The sequence below is a fragment of the Variovorax sp. OK212 genome, assembly GCF_900112425.1.
Lineage (GTDB): Bacteria > Pseudomonadota > Gammaproteobacteria > Burkholderiales > Burkholderiaceae_C > Variovorax.
Genome location: NZ_FOLP01000024.1, coordinates 1 through 17,475, shown reverse-complemented (window position 1 = coordinate 17,475; position 17,475 = coordinate 1). Strand labels below are relative to the sequence as shown.

13 protein-coding genes and 1 pseudogene are annotated in these 17,475 nt (G+C 59.8%); 4 read left to right on the top strand and 10 right to left on the bottom strand.

Annotated elements, in window-relative coordinates:
• Positions 1–61: 61 nt before the first annotated feature.
• The 3 genes from BM004_RS35225 to BM004_RS35215 form a co-directional block, all read right to left on the bottom strand.
• The gene (locus tag BM004_RS35225) at positions 62–745 is read right to left on the bottom strand and encodes an energy transducer TonB (RefSeq protein ID WP_093220657.1); all 684 of its coding nucleotides are present in this window, start codon (positions 743–745) and stop codon (positions 62–64) included.
• Positions 746–971: 226 nt separating this feature from the next.
• Entirely contained in the window at positions 972–1,352 is a 381-nt protein-coding gene (locus BM004_RS35220; protein ID WP_177206711.1) for an H-NS family nucleoid-associated regulatory protein, read from the bottom strand.
• Positions 1,353–1,743: 391 nt separating this feature from the next.
• Positions 1,744–2,253 (bottom strand): hypothetical protein, encoded by a 510-nt coding sequence (locus tag BM004_RS35215; protein WP_143072607.1) that lies wholly within the window; start codon positions 2,251–2,253, stop codon positions 1,744–1,746.
• A gap of 139 nt (positions 2,254–2,392) precedes the next feature.
• Here BM004_RS35215 and BM004_RS35210 point away from each other — a divergent pair, with 139 nt between their 5' ends.
• The gene (locus BM004_RS35210) at positions 2,393–2,911 is read left to right on the top strand and encodes a gamma-glutamylcyclotransferase family protein (protein WP_093220650.1); all 519 of its coding nucleotides are present in this window, start codon (positions 2,393–2,395) and stop codon (positions 2,909–2,911) included.
• A 185-nt stretch (positions 2,912–3,096) separates the two neighbouring features.
• Here BM004_RS35210 and BM004_RS35205 read toward each other — a convergent pair.
• The 6 genes and pseudogenes from BM004_RS35205 to BM004_RS35180 form a co-directional block, all read right to left on the bottom strand.
• A pseudogene (locus BM004_RS35205) lies at positions 3,097–3,321 on the bottom strand (class I SAM-dependent methyltransferase); the annotation flags it as partial.
• 123 nt (positions 3,322–3,444) lie between these two features.
• Complete coding sequence (locus BM004_RS35200) at positions 3,445–6,933, bottom strand: ATP-binding protein (RefSeq protein ID WP_093220645.1); 3,489 nt, start codon at positions 6,931–6,933, stop codon at positions 3,445–3,447.
• A complete protein-coding gene (locus tag BM004_RS35195) occupies positions 6,933–8,192 on the bottom strand; it encodes a metallophosphoesterase family protein (protein ID WP_093220642.1) in 1,260 nt (419 codons plus the stop codon). The genes BM004_RS35200 and BM004_RS35195 overlap by 1 nt, the downstream gene beginning before the upstream one ends.
• A gap of 95 nt (positions 8,193–8,287) precedes the next feature.
• Positions 8,288–10,519: a DEAD/DEAH box helicase gene (locus tag BM004_RS35190; protein WP_093220640.1), complete on the bottom strand. Its 2,232-nt coding sequence runs from the start codon at positions 10,517–10,519 to the stop codon at positions 8,288–8,290.
• Between the two features lie 31 nt (positions 10,520–10,550).
• The gene (locus BM004_RS35185; RefSeq protein ID WP_093220637.1) at positions 10,551–11,852 is read right to left on the bottom strand and encodes an ATP-binding protein; all 1,302 of its coding nucleotides are present in this window, start codon (positions 11,850–11,852) and stop codon (positions 10,551–10,553) included.
• Complete coding sequence (locus tag BM004_RS35180) at positions 11,849–14,266, bottom strand: tellurite resistance TerB family protein (RefSeq protein WP_093220635.1); 2,418 nt, start codon at positions 14,264–14,266, stop codon at positions 11,849–11,851. The genes BM004_RS35185 and BM004_RS35180 overlap by 4 nt, the downstream gene beginning before the upstream one ends.
• Positions 14,267–14,560: 294 nt before the next feature.
• Here BM004_RS35180 and BM004_RS35175 point away from each other — a divergent pair, with 294 nt between their 5' ends.
• The 3 genes from BM004_RS35175 to BM004_RS41015 all read left to right on the top strand — a co-directional run bounded on the left by BM004_RS35175 (position 14,561) and on the right by BM004_RS41015 (position 16,864).
• Positions 14,561–15,094 carry an H-NS family nucleoid-associated regulatory protein gene (locus BM004_RS35175; RefSeq protein WP_093220632.1) on the top strand — a complete coding sequence of 178 codons (534 nt, stop codon included), beginning with the start codon at positions 14,561–14,563 and terminating at the stop codon, positions 15,092–15,094.
• Between the two features lie 235 nt (positions 15,095–15,329).
• On the top strand, positions 15,330–15,602 hold the full coding sequence (locus BM004_RS35170; protein ID WP_177206710.1) for a DMP19 family protein: 273 nt from the start codon (positions 15,330–15,332) through the stop codon (positions 15,600–15,602).
• A gap of 806 nt (positions 15,603–16,408) precedes the next feature.
• Positions 16,409–16,864, top strand: coding sequence for a hypothetical protein (locus tag BM004_RS41015; RefSeq protein WP_143072605.1), 456 nt, complete (start codon positions 16,409–16,411; stop codon positions 16,862–16,864).
• Positions 16,865–17,028: 164 nt separating this feature from the next.
• Here the strand turns inward: BM004_RS41015 and BM004_RS35165 are convergent.
• Positions 17,029–17,475: DDE-type integrase/transposase/recombinase (locus BM004_RS35165; RefSeq protein WP_143120475.1), on the bottom strand; the 447-nt coding region annotated here is incomplete at its 5' end.

The following is a 17,475-nucleotide window of genomic DNA, read 5'->3' as shown; positions in this document are numbered from 1 at the left end:
CATGCGAGTGAATGGCTGCATCTGGCCGGATTCCGCCGGACAGCAGCACGCATGGCGATGGTCATCGCTTCGGGCGAAGCGTGATGACGACTCGAGGCGGCATGTAATCGTTGTCGGGAGGGAGGCGCTCCGTCCTCAAAAGTGCTCGCAGTGCTGCTTGGTCCCAATCGGGCAAACCGCTGCCATGCAGGAGAACGACGCTGTATATCTTGCCGTCTGCGCCCGTGCGGACGTCGAACTGCGCGCCGGGGTTGCCTACCACCATGTCGGCGTCAGGAAAGACGACATTTGAACGAACCGCCGCGGCGACTTTTGCGGCCCAGCCCTGGAGGTCTGTAGGCCGCAGGTTGACTGCTGGCGGAGCGGTGGCAACAGTGACCGGCGAAAGCTCCGGAGGTGTCGTCGAAATGGCACTACACGCCGACAACGTGCAGCAGGCAAGGAGCACCCAGAGGCTCTGCAGTCGGTGTGTTGTGGGACGTATTTTCTGAGCGAAAAGAGCTTGACCCACGGCGACTGAATGCTGGGCAGCACCACCGCCAACGCTGCTGGTGCTCGTCATCTTGGCCAACGACTTTCTGCAGCTGGCGGGCTTGAAATAGGAGGGACCAGGTTGTCTCGGTGAACAGTTGAACCGGGCAATAAATGGAAACTCACGGTACTTCTCTTTAGAGATTTCCTCTGAAATCTCCCGGAATAGCGCTGAGGCTTCGACGTAGACTTTAGGCACAGGCTTGCCGAACATCTTTCTTTTTTTCGCCGAAGGGAAGCGCGCATTCTCGCAATCATGCGACTGTGATGTCCAGAGCTTTGCGAATAACCGAAGTCGGCTAGGTCTGGCCGAATGCAAGAATGTTCGCGAAAGCAGTAAGGCGGTCGCGTCGACGAGCGCTTGGTGTGCTTATTGCTCGCAGGAGAGTGGTCGGTGCTCGCAACAACCCACGATTCCGACGAGTGCTTTTTCTTATTAGTTACCTGACTGCCAGACCTGCAAACTTGTTGGCCAAGGCATCTCCCTCAAAGCCTGCCGTAAGCTCGCGCAGCCAAGCTGGCTGCCGGCCTTTGGTTCCCCCGGTCCATTCTTCGCCGCTAGGCCCGCGGTAGACAACGCCGTCCTGATAAGCCTTCTCAACCTTTACCACGCTGCCGCGCAAAGCCCGCTTTCGCGTGGACGTGTCGTAATTCGCTAGCTCAGCGAGACCTTCTTTGATACTGAAACCCGCAGCCTGAAGCTTTTTCGCACACGCATCAACAATCACCTTCAGTTCTTCACCGCGCTTGGCGTCGCGTGCCGCTTCAGCCTCTTGAATCAGCTTTTGCAGCTCGGCGTAACTTAGTTTGGTAATGTCCATCTCACTTGCCATGCTTGAATCCTATTTTGATAGTTTCTTATCTTAACTCGCTAGCGCCGAAAAGGCCCTCCGAAAAACTCCATCGATGCCGTAAAGAGACGAAAACAGATTTCAGCCGAAATTAGACTTTGTGTTTAGCCGAAGCCGATTTGATGAGAAAATTTTCCGTTCACGGGGAGAACACTTGGCTCGCTAGCAAGAGCTCAAAGCGGGTCTGCCGTTACGGGGAAAAGCAGCGGTTCTGGCCAGGAGAAAGCGGACAGGCAACTGCCGCTGGTGGCAAGGCTCCCGCGCCACAGCGCTTATTCACGCCACAAGCCTTGAAGGTGCTCCCTTCTGTGACGCGCACCCCCGGCGCGAGCTGCTCCTTCTGCGTCCCGGAGTAGGCTTGCTATTTGCGCCGAGGTTTGTTCGCTCGATTGCTCGCCTCGAGGCGAGTCGCCTCAGATGCACAGACCAGCCATTTATACGTGTTGAAGAGCTCGTCAATCAAGTGACGGTATTCCTCAGGCGAGCTGTCATCAAAATTGAGCGACGTGACTCCAACTTCATTTGCACGCAAGGTGAAATCTGGGGCTAACGGGCTCATGAGGATGCGCTGCACCTTGTCCATCGGCGTCAGGCGTGCGTGAGTCACTGCGCTGTAGTCCAACGGGTCATTTTCAATACATCCCGCGGGCGTGGTCGTGGCGATGATGGGCAGCGTACCGATGAGGAGATTTCCGGCGGTCACCGACGTTGCTTGCAAGCAACGCTCGATAGCATGTTCCTGCGCCCACGCTGGGAAATCGTTAATGAGCGACGCTTTCCGTTGAACGCGGCCGTTGTCGTCAAGCGTCTCCACGGTCACGCGGATTTGTGCGGGGGCGGCGGCGGGGCTGGGTTGATTTTGGTGTTTCATGGTCAGCCGTTTAGGGGAAGACTTTTAGCCATTTACCAACCTAAACCCGACTTGGTCCCGAGACTTTCATCGCCTCGAGCCACCTTGTAGACTGTCCTCCTCTTCGCTCTGCTCAACGCCAGCAATCGCACATCTCCTCATGACGGCCGACCGTTTCCTTTACTTCGCCTATGGCTCCAACATGAGCAGCCGGTGCCTGCGCGCGGCCAATCGGGCGCCTTCTGCACTTGTCATCTGCTCGGCGTCGCTTGCCGGGTATCGCTTGGTGTTCGAAAAAGTTAGCAAGGACGGCTCAAGTAAGGCCGACTGTAGGCACACCGGTGACCCGCACGACCAGGTCTACGGGGCGCTGTTCAGCATCGCTGAGACCGATGCCGCAGCGCTTGACCTCGCCGAGGGGGCTCTTGGGTCCAATCCGGGGTACAGACGCGCAGAGGCAGAGGTAATGACCTCAGGAGGGCCGCAGCGCGCCAGAACGTACTTCGCGGTGCAAAAGCGCGAGGGGCTGCTCCCCTATCCTTGGTACGTCCAGCACGTCCTGGCCGGAGCCATGGAATTCGCGCTGCCGTCGGAGTACGTCGAGCGCATAGAACGCCAAGAGACGATGCCAGACGCTGATGCCAACAGGTCTGATACGGAATTCGCCGTCTACCTATAGCAGCTAAAAAAATACAAGTAGGCTCATCAAGGAGCAGTGCCTTCAGGGCATGTGCATGAAGGATTGTTCAACAGCTCAAGCCAAGAGTTCCTTCTCGTGCCGTGAGCCTTTCGACGGCCAAGCGAACCGCGGCCTCGACAGGTCTCAGAGGAATCTGTTGGCAATCAATCGCTGCGTTGCCGTCTTCATGCTGAAGCCGGCGGCGCCCGGTACACCAACACCTTCAGCGACCGCTCGTCGGACACGTCGGGAAAGGTGCTTGGATTCGCCAGTCTCTCCACGAAATCCATCTCTGGCGCCAGTTCGCTCATTTGCTCCTGCAGGAATTTTGGTCCCAGTTCTGGGGCATTGAGGCATAGCAGGACAACGCCGTCGGGCTCCAGCAGGTCAGGTAAGCGCTTAATCAGCCTCGGAAGAGGCCGGAAGCACCAGAAGCATGTTGACAACGAGCGCACCCGCTCCGGCGACGAAATCCAGCCAGCCGATTTCATCGCGAAGGAGCTGATGGCGAGCCTTGCCGCCAGCCATCCTTCTCAACCAGCCAACGTCGACCGCGCATAGGCAAACGCCTCACCTGCTTCGAGCCGCAGGACATTCACTTGCGAGAAGAGGCTCTCGACGACCGGCAGCAAGTGTTCCTGATGGCTGAGGAAGATGACCTGGGTCTTCGTCGATAGATTCCAAAGCGCTTTTAGGCCCGCTCTGGAGCGCTCGTCATCGAAGTTGATGAACAAGTCGTCTGCAATGAAAGGAACTGGTTCACCCTGCTCGGATTGAAGCTCCAGCGCAGCAATCCGCAATGCGAGGAACAGCTGGTCTCGTGTGCCGTCGCTTAAGCCTTCTACCTTGACCGGCGCACCCTCGGACCGATAAGCGAGCAGCGCGGGTGGCGTCTGGTCATAGTCGATGCGAAGCTTTCGGAACGAACCGATGGTCAGGGACTCAAAGATTGAGCTTGCGCGCTCGAGGAGGGGGCCCTGCTTGCGGTCACGATAGCGGTCCACTGCCCACTTCAGCAGTGTGCTTGCCGTGGCCAGTTGCACGTATTCCTCCCCTGCAGTGCTCATGTCGGCGATAGCTTCTTGGCGCTGCGCCTCGGCGACTGCCGCCTTCTCGCTGCCGTCAATGCCCTCTAACGCCTGCTTGGCAGTCACTTCGGCCTGCACAAGTTGCGTCATGACCCGGTCGGACTCTTCAAGCCGGTCCTTGATTTCCTGAATTTTTCCGGGCGCTTCAACCGGCGGATGCTCTTGAAGCTCGAACCGCAGCTTATCCAGGCTCAAGGCGTCGCTGTCGCGCTCAAGGGCAAGCTTCGCTGAGTGAGCCTCCTGCTGCAGGTGCCTCCTGCGGTCTGCCTTTTCAACCAAGGGGATTGCGAGCGAAGGGTCCTCAACTAGAGCCAGTTGCAGCACCGGCCCCATCGTCTTCTTCACGAGTTCAGCCCTGGCCTTCGCTTCCTTCAAATGCCGCTGCGCTTCGTTCAGCGCGGTGGTCGCTGAAGCGTGCTTGTCGGCTTGCGCCCGCGCACGTTGCAGGCGTGTGGTGAGCGTCTGGCTGATTTCCTGAGGCTTGCCCTGCAGCAATTCTGGAGCCAGCTCCTGGGCAAGTTCACGGGCAGTGTTTCCCAGCAACTCAAGCTCGGCTTCCATCATGTCAATGCGGCTGACACGGTGGTCGTCGACCTTCGCCACGAGCTGGCGAATCTCACGTCCGGCGTAAATTGCAGCTTCTACTTCTGCTGTGTCAGTGACTTGGAGATTGGCCGCAGCCAGCGCTGCCGACCATCGCCTGTTCCACTGGGTAACGGCTTCGGTTTTGGAGGTCATCGCCTGCTTTGCCTGCTCCAGCGTCCCCTTGGCATCGGCGTGCTGCTGCTGCAGTCCTTGCTTGGTCACACGCTGTGCCTTCGCCACTTCGACGTACTCCTCTGCTCTCGCGGCCATCTGCGCCAAAACTGTGTCTTGCGCGACCTCGATTCTTGCATTCGCCATCGCACCGGCAAGTGCCTTACCGGCGTCTATTGCAGCACCCTGCTCCAGCCGAAGCTCGCTCTCCTTACCTTGCAGCTCGTCGGCTGCAGCAAGAACTGCGTCGCGCTTGGCGAGCCAGTCGTGCGTGTCCTCAAGCTCGACGTCGTCGATACCCCACTGGGTCGTTTGCGCGGTCCACGTGGCATCAAACGCGTCGAGTTCGCGCCGCTTGTCTTCCGCCAGTTTTGCGTGCGACTCGGCTTGCTCCTTTGCCGCCTGATGCTGGTCCCGCAACCCCTGCAGACTAGCAGCGGCGGATTCGGACAAGGTTCGCGCATCCGCTAGTTCGTCAGCAAGTCGCAGGTTCGCGTCGAGGCGGGGCGCACCGTCTGCAACTGCGAGTGCGCCGGCCTTGATGTCACCCCAAACGCTGTCGCGCTCCCTCCGCGCGACGCCCACCTCTGGGGCTGTCACGACCTTGTTGCTTGCCTCAAACTGGCTGACTTGCAGCCCAAGCGCCTGTGCCGACAGCTGTGACTCCTCAGCACGCGACTTGCGCAGTGACAGATGCGAAGCAATCTCTTGCCGCGCCGCTTTGATGCTGGTAATTCGCTCGCGCGATGGCAGCTGCAGCTGACGCAGTTTTTCGATATCCAGTGTTCCCCGCCCAAAGGCGGTAAGCGCGTTGCCGAGCTTCGTCGTGGCAGACTCCACTGCCGCTCGCAGCGTTCGCTCCTTGGCCGCACTGGACTTGTATGGAAGCGCGTGGTCCAGGGCGACTTCCACGGCTGGGTCGTAGTAAGAATCACCCAGGTCCTGTAGCTTCTGGTTGACTGAGTCCAGAGCCTGCTGCTGCCTGTTTTGCGTTTCAATGGCGCCTCGCTCCGCCTCAATCAGCCCGCCTCGTTCCTTGAGCAGAGACTCCAGCGTGCGAAGGACCTTGTCCTGCGGCACCCGCAAGCGAATCTCCTCTTCGCCCTCCCCCCACCCGAACTGCTTGGCATGAGCAAGTGCCTCGCGAAGCCACAACTGCACCTCGTTCTTGCGAGAGGCGACGTCCGTCGGGTACTTGACGCATTGACCGCAAAGCTGCGCGAGCTGCATAACTTCTGCGGCCAACTCCGTCACCGTCTCGTCGAGCTCCAGGGCCGTGAGCTCTTCTTGCCTAGCATGAACGTCGGTTTCACGCGTCTGCGTGATGCCCGCCGCCATGGTCAGCTCCGTGATTCCTTGCTCCAGCGTCGCCCTGGCATTTGCGGCGAAAGCAAGCGTCTCGCCCAGGCCGGCGAGTTCCTGCAGCAGCTCGTCGTACTGTTCGATGCGCGACCCCAAGCGTCTTGAACGCTCCCACGCTGAGCGCAGCTGCTCGAGCTCTGCGCGCCTTGCGCGCTCCGTGCTCAGCGCACTGCGAGCGTTATCCAGTGCCTCGCTCGCTTGGACCCAATCCTTTGACCGCACCTGAACCTCTTTGAGCATCTTCTGGGCGAGGGCAAGACGTTCGTTGGCCGCACCGTACTCGTTCTTCTTGCCACGGGCGGTGAAGAGCTCCGCGGAGCGCTCGCGCAAGGTGTCTCGCACGGCCGCGAAGCTTTCGAGCCCCGAGGCGGCCTGAAATAGCATTTGACTGACCGAGGTGCTCGGGTCAACGATGCCGCGCCCACCTTTGACCAGCGCCGTGTGGTCCAAGGAGTGCAGGTGGATGAAGGCTTCCTCGGTCAGGCTGCCTAACGCCGCGGCCAGATAGCCATCAGACAGGGGCTCATCTGCCAAGGAACGCAGCGACTTCTGCTGCTTGGTGCGAATGAATTCCAGGTTACCGATTCCCGCTTCCAAGACTGCCTTCAGCTTGAGGTCGCTCTGTGGATGCAGGAAGCCCAAGGGAGACTGGCGCTCCATGCCGAACAGAAGCTCCCGAATGGCGCGGCGCACCGTCGACTTGCCGGCTTCATTGGGACCGATGATGACGTGGAAGTCGTGCTCGCTGCGCGGGAACTGCCGCGCGCAATCGGTGAATTTGCCGTACGCGAGTAGATTGAGCTCTGCTAGCCTCATCAAGACACCTTCGCGCTCAGGCGAGCAAGCAGGCCGGGCGCGACCTCGGCGACCAGGTCGCCAAAGTGCTGCTCCCGCGCGAGGGACAGCAGCGGTACGTCGTGTTTGATGTCGTCAGAGAGTTTGTTCAAGAAGGGTGCGAGTTCCTCCTGCAGTTGCGCAAGGAAGTCAGGGTCTGCTTTGGCCTCGGTCAGGATGACCTGCAACTCGGACAGTGCCTCACGAGCCTCCGGGTCGACTTGTTGCTGGCTAGGCGCTGACGTCGCGACCTTCACCTTCTCGACCCAGAGCCTTTCGGGGTCGATAGATGCAGCTTGTGCGATGACCTGGGCTCGCAACGCAGCACCGTTCCCGAACAGCAAGCCGTGCAGCGGTGTGCTCCCCTCAAGCACCACCCGCACAGCGTGGCAGACGCTGCTTTGCTCCAGCAATCGGCTCAGCCCTCGCCCGACTTTCTGCGCCACAACGTCGAGAGTCGTGCAGTCGCTCACGTCGACCTTCAGAACCTCCCAGCGCAGGACGTCCAAATACAACCGCTCCACGACTGACTTGCCCGCGTCGTTGACCGTCACGCTCACAGCGCCCTTGCGGCCGGTCTCGCGGATGTTGCGGCCCTGCAGATTGCCCGGAAACACGATGGTGGACGCCCCGTCCCACTGCTGAAACTCATGGACGTGGCCAAGAGCCCAATAGTTGTAGCCCTTGGCGTGGAGCTCATCTATGGTGCAAGGTGCGTACGTCGTGTGCTCGGCGTAGCCTTCCAAAGCTGTGTGCAAGACGCCGATGTTGTAGTAGTCCTTGACTGCGCTCTTGTAGCTGGCGGCGAAGTTCTCGTCGACGGCACGGTTTGGAAAGCTCCTGCCATGCAGGGCGACCTTCAGGTCCTCAATCTTGTGAATCTCAGGCGAGCGCGAAGAGAAGATGTGGACGTTGTCCGGCATCTTGAGCGATTTCGTCATCTCGCTCTCCGCATCGTGATTGCCGTGGAGGACGTACGCGCGGATGTTGGCTTTGGCGAGCCGCCCCATCTGCTGGGCAAAGAAGATGCCGGTGCGGTAGTCCTTCCATGACCCGTCATACAGGTCGCCAGCAATGACAACAAACGAGACCTGGTCTTCAATCGCCGTCGTCACCAGCTGCTTGAGCGCCTCCCGCGTCGCGCCTCGCAGCTGTTCAACAGGCGCTGCCTCGTAGGAGCTCAGGCCCCGCAGGGGACTGTCTAGATGAATGTCCGCTGCGTGAATGAATCGAAATCCCATACTCTCCTCCGTCTTTTTCGATTAAGGGCAGCCCGCAAAGCGAATACTACTGCCCGAAGGCGCCAGCTGTACCAAGAGGTCAAGCCGTGCAACACTTACCTCGACCGGGCCAGCGCTTGCACCCACCCAAGGGCCTCATCAATATCTAGATAAAGGCTCGCGTAGGCCTGGCGAAGTAGGTCATCGGGAAGGGCCCAGTCCCACTTCTCACGCTGCAGGTTCTTCACATCTGCGAGCAGGACGCCAAGAGGTGGAGACTCATCGAGCGCGGCATCGTGAACCGCGTCGAGTACATCTTCGGTCGTACCTTGCCCCTTGATGACAGAAACCCCAATGCCGGCTGGCGCGGACTTGAATCCACGTCGAAGCAGTATGCAAGCGAGCGCTTCGTTTGCTGCGTCGCCCAACCAAGTCAAGAGCCGAATCTCACGACCTTCGTCTACGATGAAAGCGCCGGCCAAGCTGCGGCTGGCGTAGTTGGATTGAGCCTCGGCAAGAAAGAGCTTAGCCTGGCGGTCCAAAAACCCGGGCATTTCCTGGCCTTCCAGCAGCTTGCGCATTCGCTGGCGCACGACAGTATGGCAACGGCCTCCGCCGCCGCTAAAAAGGGGCGGTACGCCTCCGCCGGCTCTTGTCACGAATATCGTCTTCTGCTGCTCGTCGACGTCTTGCACGAGCCACGTCTTTCCTGCGAAGAGAATGCGCTGCCCGATGGCCAGCATCTGGTCGACTGGGATAGTCCCAAGCGTCCGGCCGCCGGCAACCACGCGGTACTCCTCGTCTGATGCGAAGGCAGCATAGAACGTGTAGTGGTTGACGAACTTCTCTCCGGCCCGACCATGGAGAAGCAATCCAGATGAGTCCTGCATCAGAAGCTCACGTGCGCCCAGTTCGCGGACCAGGCCGGCGAACTCCTGCTTCGAGATGCCAGAAAAAGGCGCATCAGGTGCGCAGAGCAAGGCATACAACTGGCCGATGGTCGCGCCGCCAGTTTGCGCAATGGCTGAGAGCACCTGCTGAATGAGCGTCGAGTAGTGGCGGCCCTGAGTCCTCGGGGGTTCGAACCAATTTTCTGCTAGGAGCGAAACCATCGCGGTCATCTGCACGGTACCAATCCGGAGGTCCGCCTCGAGGGACTGCGCCCCTCCGAGCTCGTCTTCGGTGCAATATCCCCAGAGAGTGGCGGGCTCACCTTTGCGACGTCCAGACCGGCCGAGGCGCTGACGCAAGCTTGCGACCGACGGCGCCGGCCCAACCTGCGCGACGCTTTGTACGGCACCGATGTCGATGCCCAGTTCGAGCGTATTCGTACAGATGGCGGTGGCCGGATACTCCTTCTGCTTGAGCGCGGCCTCAGTCTCTGCGCGGATTTCTTTGGAGAGGCTGCCGTGGTGCGGCCAGAACTCGTTTGGGACCTTCTGCCGCTCGCATAGCCGATTCAGAAGATGGGTGTACCGCTCCACCTCGCGCCGGGAGTTTGGAAACACGAGGTTGTTCGAGCCGCGGAGCCTGTTGAACATGTGGGCCGCAATCTGGCCAGGTGTGGTCGGCTCCTTGGATTCCTGCTCAGTCTCGCCCCTATCCTCCCCTGCAGTTTTGGTGGGATGCGGTAGAACCATGGGTTCCTCGTAGCCCTTCACCAACACTTGGAGCTCTCCTCCTGCACTCTCAGATTGAACGAGTTCGACAGCGGCGCCCTTACCCGGACGGAGGAAATCGGCTGCCAGCCGCATGTCGCCGAGAGTGGCGGACAGCCCGATTCGCGGTATGGCTCTGCCAACCACCCTGTCCACTCGGTGCATCAGCGACTGGAGTTGCTTGCCTCGCTCTTCGCCGATGAACGCATGGAGTTCGTCGACAACAAAGAAGGCTGCGCGCTGAAAGACCGCCCCAACGGACGTGCCCCGATTGCACAGCAGCGCTTCAAGCGACTCGGGGGTGATAAGCAACACACCCGCAGGCTTTTTTAAGAACCGCGTCTTCAGGGAAGCGGAAATGTCTCCGTGCCACGGCCAGACGGGTATTTCCAGCTGCTCACAGAGGCGGTCCAGGCGACCGAACTGGTCGTTGATGAGCGCCTTCAGGGGGCTGACATAAACGATGAGCCCAGGCTCGTCGCTTTTGAGGATATGAGTGAGCGCCGGGAGGAAAGCCGCCTCGGTCTTCCCGGAAGCCGTCGCCGCAGCAACGATGACGTCTCGGTCCGCCTCTAGGATAAGCGGGATGGCCGCTTCCTGCGCCTCGCGCAGCGATTCCCAGCCCTCGGCCCAGATGAAGCGTTGGATGCCTTCGTGAAGAAGATTGAATGATGCGGAATCTGATGACACGCTATTGGCCTATCGCCTACCTACGCTGGTTTCACAGCTTGAAGGTGGCGAACTCATCGTCGCTGTCGACTTCCGGGGCCTGGTCGCCTGCGCCGCCGATGTCCAGTGCGACGTCGATTCCCCCCAGCAAGTCCTGCCAGGCCGTGCCGGGGTTCTGTTCAAGAACGGCGAGCAGGTTAACGAAAGACGTGATGGTGGTGCGCGGCGTGCGGAAGTAGGTGTCTCCAATGCGTTTGGAGCAGTGCTCCATGAAGCTGGCAATGCCGTTGTCTGGCAACAGGTACTTGGTCTCATCCCCTGTGGCGTAGACATGCCGAGTCTTCTGGAGCAGGACATAAAAATCCTCGGGCGTAAGGGCCGCCAGTCGAACCACAGGTCCGCTGAAATCCACAAGATTTCCAGAGGCGAATGTGTTCTGAGCCAGCCGGCTCTGAAGCGCTGGATAGCTGTAGAGCCCCCGCCGAGTGTCGAGGAGGAACTCAGGCGTTCCTCCAAGCACGAAGCCGAGCCCGACGGCTGTCCCCTGCAACGAATCGTTCAGCATGCGCAGGAGCTGCTCGTAATTCGAGCTGCGCGCCTGCGTGTTGGCGAGCTTGTAGAGGTTCACCAGCTCATCAAGACAGATGAAGAGGCCCGAGAACCCTGCCAGCCGGACGAACCGAGCCATCAGTTTCAACTGGTCGTAGACCGCGCTGTCATCAACAATGCTGCGCACGCCGAGTGCCTGCTTTGCATCGGTCTTGGTGGAGAACTCTCCGCGCAACCATCGTATGGCGTCAGCCTTGAGTTGCTCGTTTCCATCTTCGGTGCCCCGGCAATAGGCAGCGATGACGTCAGCGAAGTCATACCCGTTGACCAACTCGGTCAGATGGTCGAGCTTCTGCCGGATGACAGCTTCAATCGACTGGCCGGTGGCTTTGGCTTCTGTTTTTGCAGTAGCGATGAACTTCTCGACGATTCCACCGAGCGCCCCGCCGTCCGGCTTGGTGCGGGTCGCCATGTTGCGCATCAGCTCGGCGTAGAGGGAGCGAGCCTGGCCGCCACTCGCGTGCAGCCGGCGGTCTGGGTTCAGGTCGGCGCTAGCCACTACCAGCTTCTTCTCCATCGCGACGGCGCGCACCAGGTTCAGAAAAAACGTCTTTCCCGCACCGTACTCGCCGATGACTAGCCGGAAGGTCGAGCCACCGTCCGCGATGCGGTCGATGTCGGTAACCAGCGTCTCGCTTTCACGCGTACGGCCCACCTGGATAAGGTGCTGGCCAGTCCTCGGGACGACACCCGCGCGCAGGGATTGGATGACCGCGTCGCGGTCCTTGGGTCGAATAGGTGTCATGCTGCAATCTTCTCGAAGACTTCGGTGTTGATGTCGACGGGGTCGTCGCCTTCCGTAAATGGAGCGTCGTAGGCATCGAAGGATGCCTCGTTGATGCGCTCCAGTGCTCCATCCAGCATGAGCTCGAGGTCGGCGGCCAGGTCCATGAGCTCGGCGCGCGTCCATTGGGGGCGAGACAGGAGAGAACGTGCGAACGCCGCATGAGCTTCATCGAGGCCGAGCAGGCTCGCAGCCGCTCCTCCCTCCTCTTCGGCCAACTCTTCAACCAGAGCAGGCGCAGCTTCCACCTCCGCGAAGATGCCAGCAAGAAGGGCGGAAACCTTCTCCGTGTCCTTCTGGAGCGCGGCGATGCGGGCAGGGTCGAGCTTGAATCCAGTGGTTGCGACCTTCTCCGCACCTGGCGCCGGCCTTGTCCCTGCCGCCGCAGCATGGACATCGGAGAACACCTTTTTTGGTTCGATGCCGAGCGCTTTGTAGACCTTCTCCAGCATCTTGACCTCCATTGGCGATACCGCCCCGTCCGACTGGGCGACGGTGGCCATGAAGGCAGCGACGGCCTCTTTGGCAGCAGCGTCCAAGGGTTCAAGCTTCTTCTTCAGCGATGTGAGCGAAGCCGGTGCGAGCATCAGCAGGCGCAGATGCGCTAAGAGGCGACGGATGTGGTTGGGCGTCAGGTGAGTCCAGGACTGTACTTGGGTGCGCAGATGCGTCATCTCCGCAACGCTGAAGTCCCCGTCGGCAGTTGCGACCGCAGACGCGAGTTGAAGCGTGAGTGCCGCGGCTTGGTACGCGGGCGTGGCGCGGGACAACTCCTCGCCCGGTGGGACCGAGAACAACACGACCTTTTCATCCGGCTTGGGTAGCTTTGCGCCGCCGAGCACATCTGGCTCGATTCCGATGTTGAGGGACTCCAGAGCGCGGGCCAGTGCAAGTGTCTTATCGCGCGTCAACGCCGATTTCGCATCAAGCGATGTGAGCAGCTCTTGGAACGACAGGGCAATCATGCCTTCGCCCATTCGCGCCTTGAGTGTTGCAAGTACTTGCTGAGCTTCGGGCGGCCACAGCGTCGCCGGCAGCTGCAGGAGCCCCTCCAGTGCTGACTTGGCATCAGGATTCTTGCCGACATAGCGGCTATACGACTCGAGCGCCTTGGTGGCATCTTCCACCACCTTCTGAACTTTTTTGACTGGTGCTGTCAGCGCACTGACATCAGGTACATCGGGAAAAGTGAGGGTCGGGTCTAGTCCGCGAAGCCCAGCGGAGGCGGCCCGGTAGACGAAGCGCAGCTTGGTTCGATTTCGGGGCAGTGCCAAGCCGACCCCAAAGGATTCCGTGTACTTCTGAACAAAGAGCTTGTCGAACTCCTCGCCGCAGCGAATTGCGGGCGTTCGCAGACTGCTGTTGGGGTCCAATTTTGCCCATTCGAGCGCGAGGTGCGCCGGCACAGGGACGCCATCCAGAGCTGCGCGGCCGAGTGCGAGCCGCACATAGAGAGGCAGCTCCATTGCCTTCGAAAACTCAGGAATGGGGCTGTTGTACAGGTCTGCCTTGTACCGAACGACGGAGGCCCAGTCGAGCAGTTGCGTCGCGTAGTTCAGGAACGAGCCGGATTTGCGGCCGTAGATGCTAAGCAGCCTGCGCAACTCTTGCGTGATACCGGGCAGCTCCGCTTCCAAGAGATTTGCATCGTTACTCCCGTCGACAAGAAGGCGCCGCTCCAAGCCATAAAAGAACAAGAAGACAAAGCCGATATCGGCCTCCGAGTGACTGCGGCCACCAGCGAGCCACTCGAGGTATGCGCGCCGCGAGTTGGGCGAAATCTCAGAGTAGCTCGGCCAGTAGCCCATCTCATTCATGGCGCGTTGGGTGAAATCACCATACTTGGCGACCTGTTTGGAGGGGTCAATGAGGCTGGGGTCAACTCCGCCGCTCGGGGTACGCAAGGTTGCGCCGACGTAGACCATGCCTCCAGGGATAGTCAGCCCGTCGACGGTGACTGCCTGCCCTGCGGGAATCCACTGCGCGGGACCTTTGCCCTTGGAGGCGTCCGGCAGCCTGAAAGAGCGATTCTCGGGCGCCGTCGCGATGCGAACGGGCTCCTCGTCCTTGCTAGCCACAGGCTGAGCCACGACAACGCTTGGCTCCGTGGTCCGCGGAGGCCGCTCGAACGACTTGACGACTCGGTTTCGCCGCCCAAGCTCTTCGGCTGCGGGTATCGAGCCATAGGAGGCTTGCTTGAACGCGGGGACATCTTTGGCTTTTGACTGGCGGCTCCTCATGAATGCATAGAGGATGAAGCAGACAACTACGATGATGCCGATGACAATCCAAGCTTCCCTGGGCACAGCGGCGATGAGCACGAGCGCCCCAATACCGACGGCGGCGGCCGTGCTACCGCTATTTTTCTTTGCCATTCATTCCGCTCCAGGCCCCTCAGGGCGAATCATTCTTTGATTGTTCCGGGCACTATGCGCGACGCAATAAGCCCGATAGCACTCGTCCATATCCTCACATCCGGGATGAACGGCTATGGCGGCCCTTGTCAACCAATCGTAAGGCAGAGGCATTGCGCACAACAAGCCTGAGCAGCACAAATGCCCTAAAAGGGGGTGCTGAACATTAGAGGCCCGTCATTCGTTCAGAGTCAACTCACGAGACCCGCCGAATGGGATTAAAGTCCGCCTTGCTCACATAAACTAGGTATTGCAATGGCACAAAAAAGTTACGCTCAAATCCAGAAGCAAATCGAAGCGCTTCAGCGCCAGGCAGACGAACTTCGAGCTCAAGAAGTCGATGGCGTCGTTGCTCGCATCAGGGAAGCAATCGCACACTACGGCCTGACAGCAGAGCAACTCGGATACGGCGGTAAGTCGCAGAAGTCGACTGCCAAGACGCTGAAGACGGGCGGCAAAAGCGCTCCGGCGTACTCCGACGGCCTTGGCAACACATGGGGCGGCCGTGGCCCTCGGCCGCAATGGTTAAAGGCAGCCCTGGCTGCTGGCAGGTCACTTGAGGACTTTGCCTCGTCAGACGGGTCGGCGTTGGCAAAGGCAGCGAAGGCGCCGAAAGCAGAGAAAGCCCCAAAAAAGGCGAAGACAGCGCCTGCGAAAAAACGCACCGCGACGGCATATCGCGATGAGGCTGGGAACACGTGGTCTGGTTTCGGCCCCAAGCCACGTTGGCTGAAAGAGGCGTTGGCCGCAGGGAAGACCTTGGACGAGTTGGCAGCAACGGAGGTGTGAGGGTTTGCCATCCGTCGAACTGAGCGAGGTAGTTGCGGCGCTGCGCGTCGAGCATGTTGACCTCAACGAAGACGCTTTGCAGTTGACGCTCGCCAATGGCGCTTACCTCCTTTAGCCCTTTCGCGGGCATATCCGGCTGGAGAAAGCGACGCCCGAGCAGCGGCAGGAATGGGTGTTTGTCGACAGCGGGTGCGGTATGTGCTGGCCAGCGCTGTGGCCGGCCGACGAGGTCGGGATGATAAACACCCTCGACCTGGTCTGGGAGGCGTCGTACAGCGCGGCGACGGAGCGCCTCAAAGCATCTGACTGGAAGCTGGAAGCCCTCTTGCATGTCGAGCGAGACCTATGCGCGTTATGGCGGCTAGAAGCTGACATGAACAACGGTGGGTTTCTCCAACTCTCCGGGAATTGGGGTGAGGCAACCTGCCAGATTGCGCTGGATGCGTTGCGGGAAATCGGTGCCCATAAAGCGCTCGCTATCGTGCAGCGTCAGCGTGACATCGTCTAACGGTTGCAGGATGACCGTCGGATGCAGTCGATGGAGGACATCTAGAGGCTGCTCACAGAGGCGGAAAACGACGAGCTCGGAAAATTGGACAACGCTTTCTGGGAGTACCCAGACCGGCTCGCACCATTGGGCCTCGCGTACTACGGGCTACCCAACCTGGCGGTCCGTCCTCCATGAGGGCCGTCGAAACTTGTATTTGCAAGACCCGAGTCGGTCACCCAGCCCATCGGCTGGCGCTAGTCTCATTGATTTAACTCTGCAAAAACGCGCTATGCGGCCGCCGAGGAACGAGGCGACCTGAGCTACGCCCATCCAACGACTCAATCTCGCACTGCTGCAGATGCCCGCCCAGACGAGCTGACGTGGGCCATCAGCATCAGGCTTTGCGCATGACAGCATTGGGCGTAGCGGTAGAACGGCAGGTTCGGAAGCACCACATGCCAATGGCGCTCGCCTACTGGATGACGCCGGCAACAAGCACGGCAAGGCCGGAGGCATTGATTGCAAGGCCAATGACTTTTTGGAGTTTCATGCTTCGATGGTGCCACCGAGCGCGCCCCCAGCGGTTCGCAAATTTCGATGCGCGCTATTGAGCGGAGCTATTTGCGCAGAGCCCGTGGCCCAAGCCGTCGCAGGTGAGAGCTCCGCCGGTTCTAACCAGCTCCATACCGACGACTGAATCACAGTCGTGCGAGCGGACGGGCCAAGGCATCTCTGACTACACGCCACCAAACGACGAGAGGTTGCCTTAAGACCTACTTCGGAACCACAATGCGCTTTCGCAAGCGATTGTTGAGGTGAGCTCAATGACTTGGCTTTCTTCGTTGTGGAACTCGTTGAGAGACGAAAAATCGGCACGCCTCGCAACGGTCGTCTCGGCGCTTTTGACCCTGGGTACGGCCGGAGTAGCTCTTGCCGCACTACTCGGCACCCAGAAAGTAAATAGGGCTGACCATCGCGATAGGACGTTCGCAAATGTTATTTCCGCCGCTCAAGCGGTGGTTGCCCAGCCAGACCTCGCGCCACGCCTTTTCTTAACGCTGCACGCGGCTGCTCAAAATATCGATGAAGGGCTTCTAACTCCAGACGACGCCAACCTCTTGGGTATCTATCTGAACAGCGAAGCATCGCTCAAAGGGCGACCAGAAGTTTGTCGCGCGTGGAACAGCCTGCCTCTTCCTTTGAAGAGTGATGTGGGACTGGCCCGCTTGGCAGACCAAGCCATTAGATTTGCGGATTGTAAAAGTCTCAAGTCACCTTAGGGTTACCCATGAAAGCTATCAAGCGAACCTCATTGTTCTTTTTTGCGGGGTTTTTTGGCCTTGTCGGTGGAGCGGTGTCGGCCGGCATTACGCAGACCCAGGCAATCACCTTCCGTCAAGAAGGTTGAATCGCCCCGGCTTTCATGGAGGCCGGTTGGTTTAAGTCATGCCGCCATCGTGGCGGTCTGACTGGCGAGTTGCCAGTAATAGTTTGCCTCAGCTTCTGCAGGCGGGATGTAGCCGATGGGTTCGAGCAGGCGTTGGTGGTTGAACCAGGACACCCATTCGAGCGTGGCGAACTCCACCGCCTCCTTGGTCTTCCACGGTGCCCGGCGATGGATCAGCTCGGCCTTGTAGAGGCCGTTGATCGTTTCGGCCAGGGCGTTGTCGTAGGAATCGCCTTTACTGCCCACTGATGGCTCAATGCCAGCCTCGCCCAGTCGTTCCGTGTACCGGATGCTGACGTATTGCGAGCCGCGATCGGAGTGACAAATCAAGCTGCCGTCACGCTCGGGCTGACGGTCGTACAGCGCTTGCTCCAAAGCATCGAGCACGAAGTCCGTGCGCATCGAGCTGCTGACCCGCCAGCCCACGATGCGCCGGGCGAACAC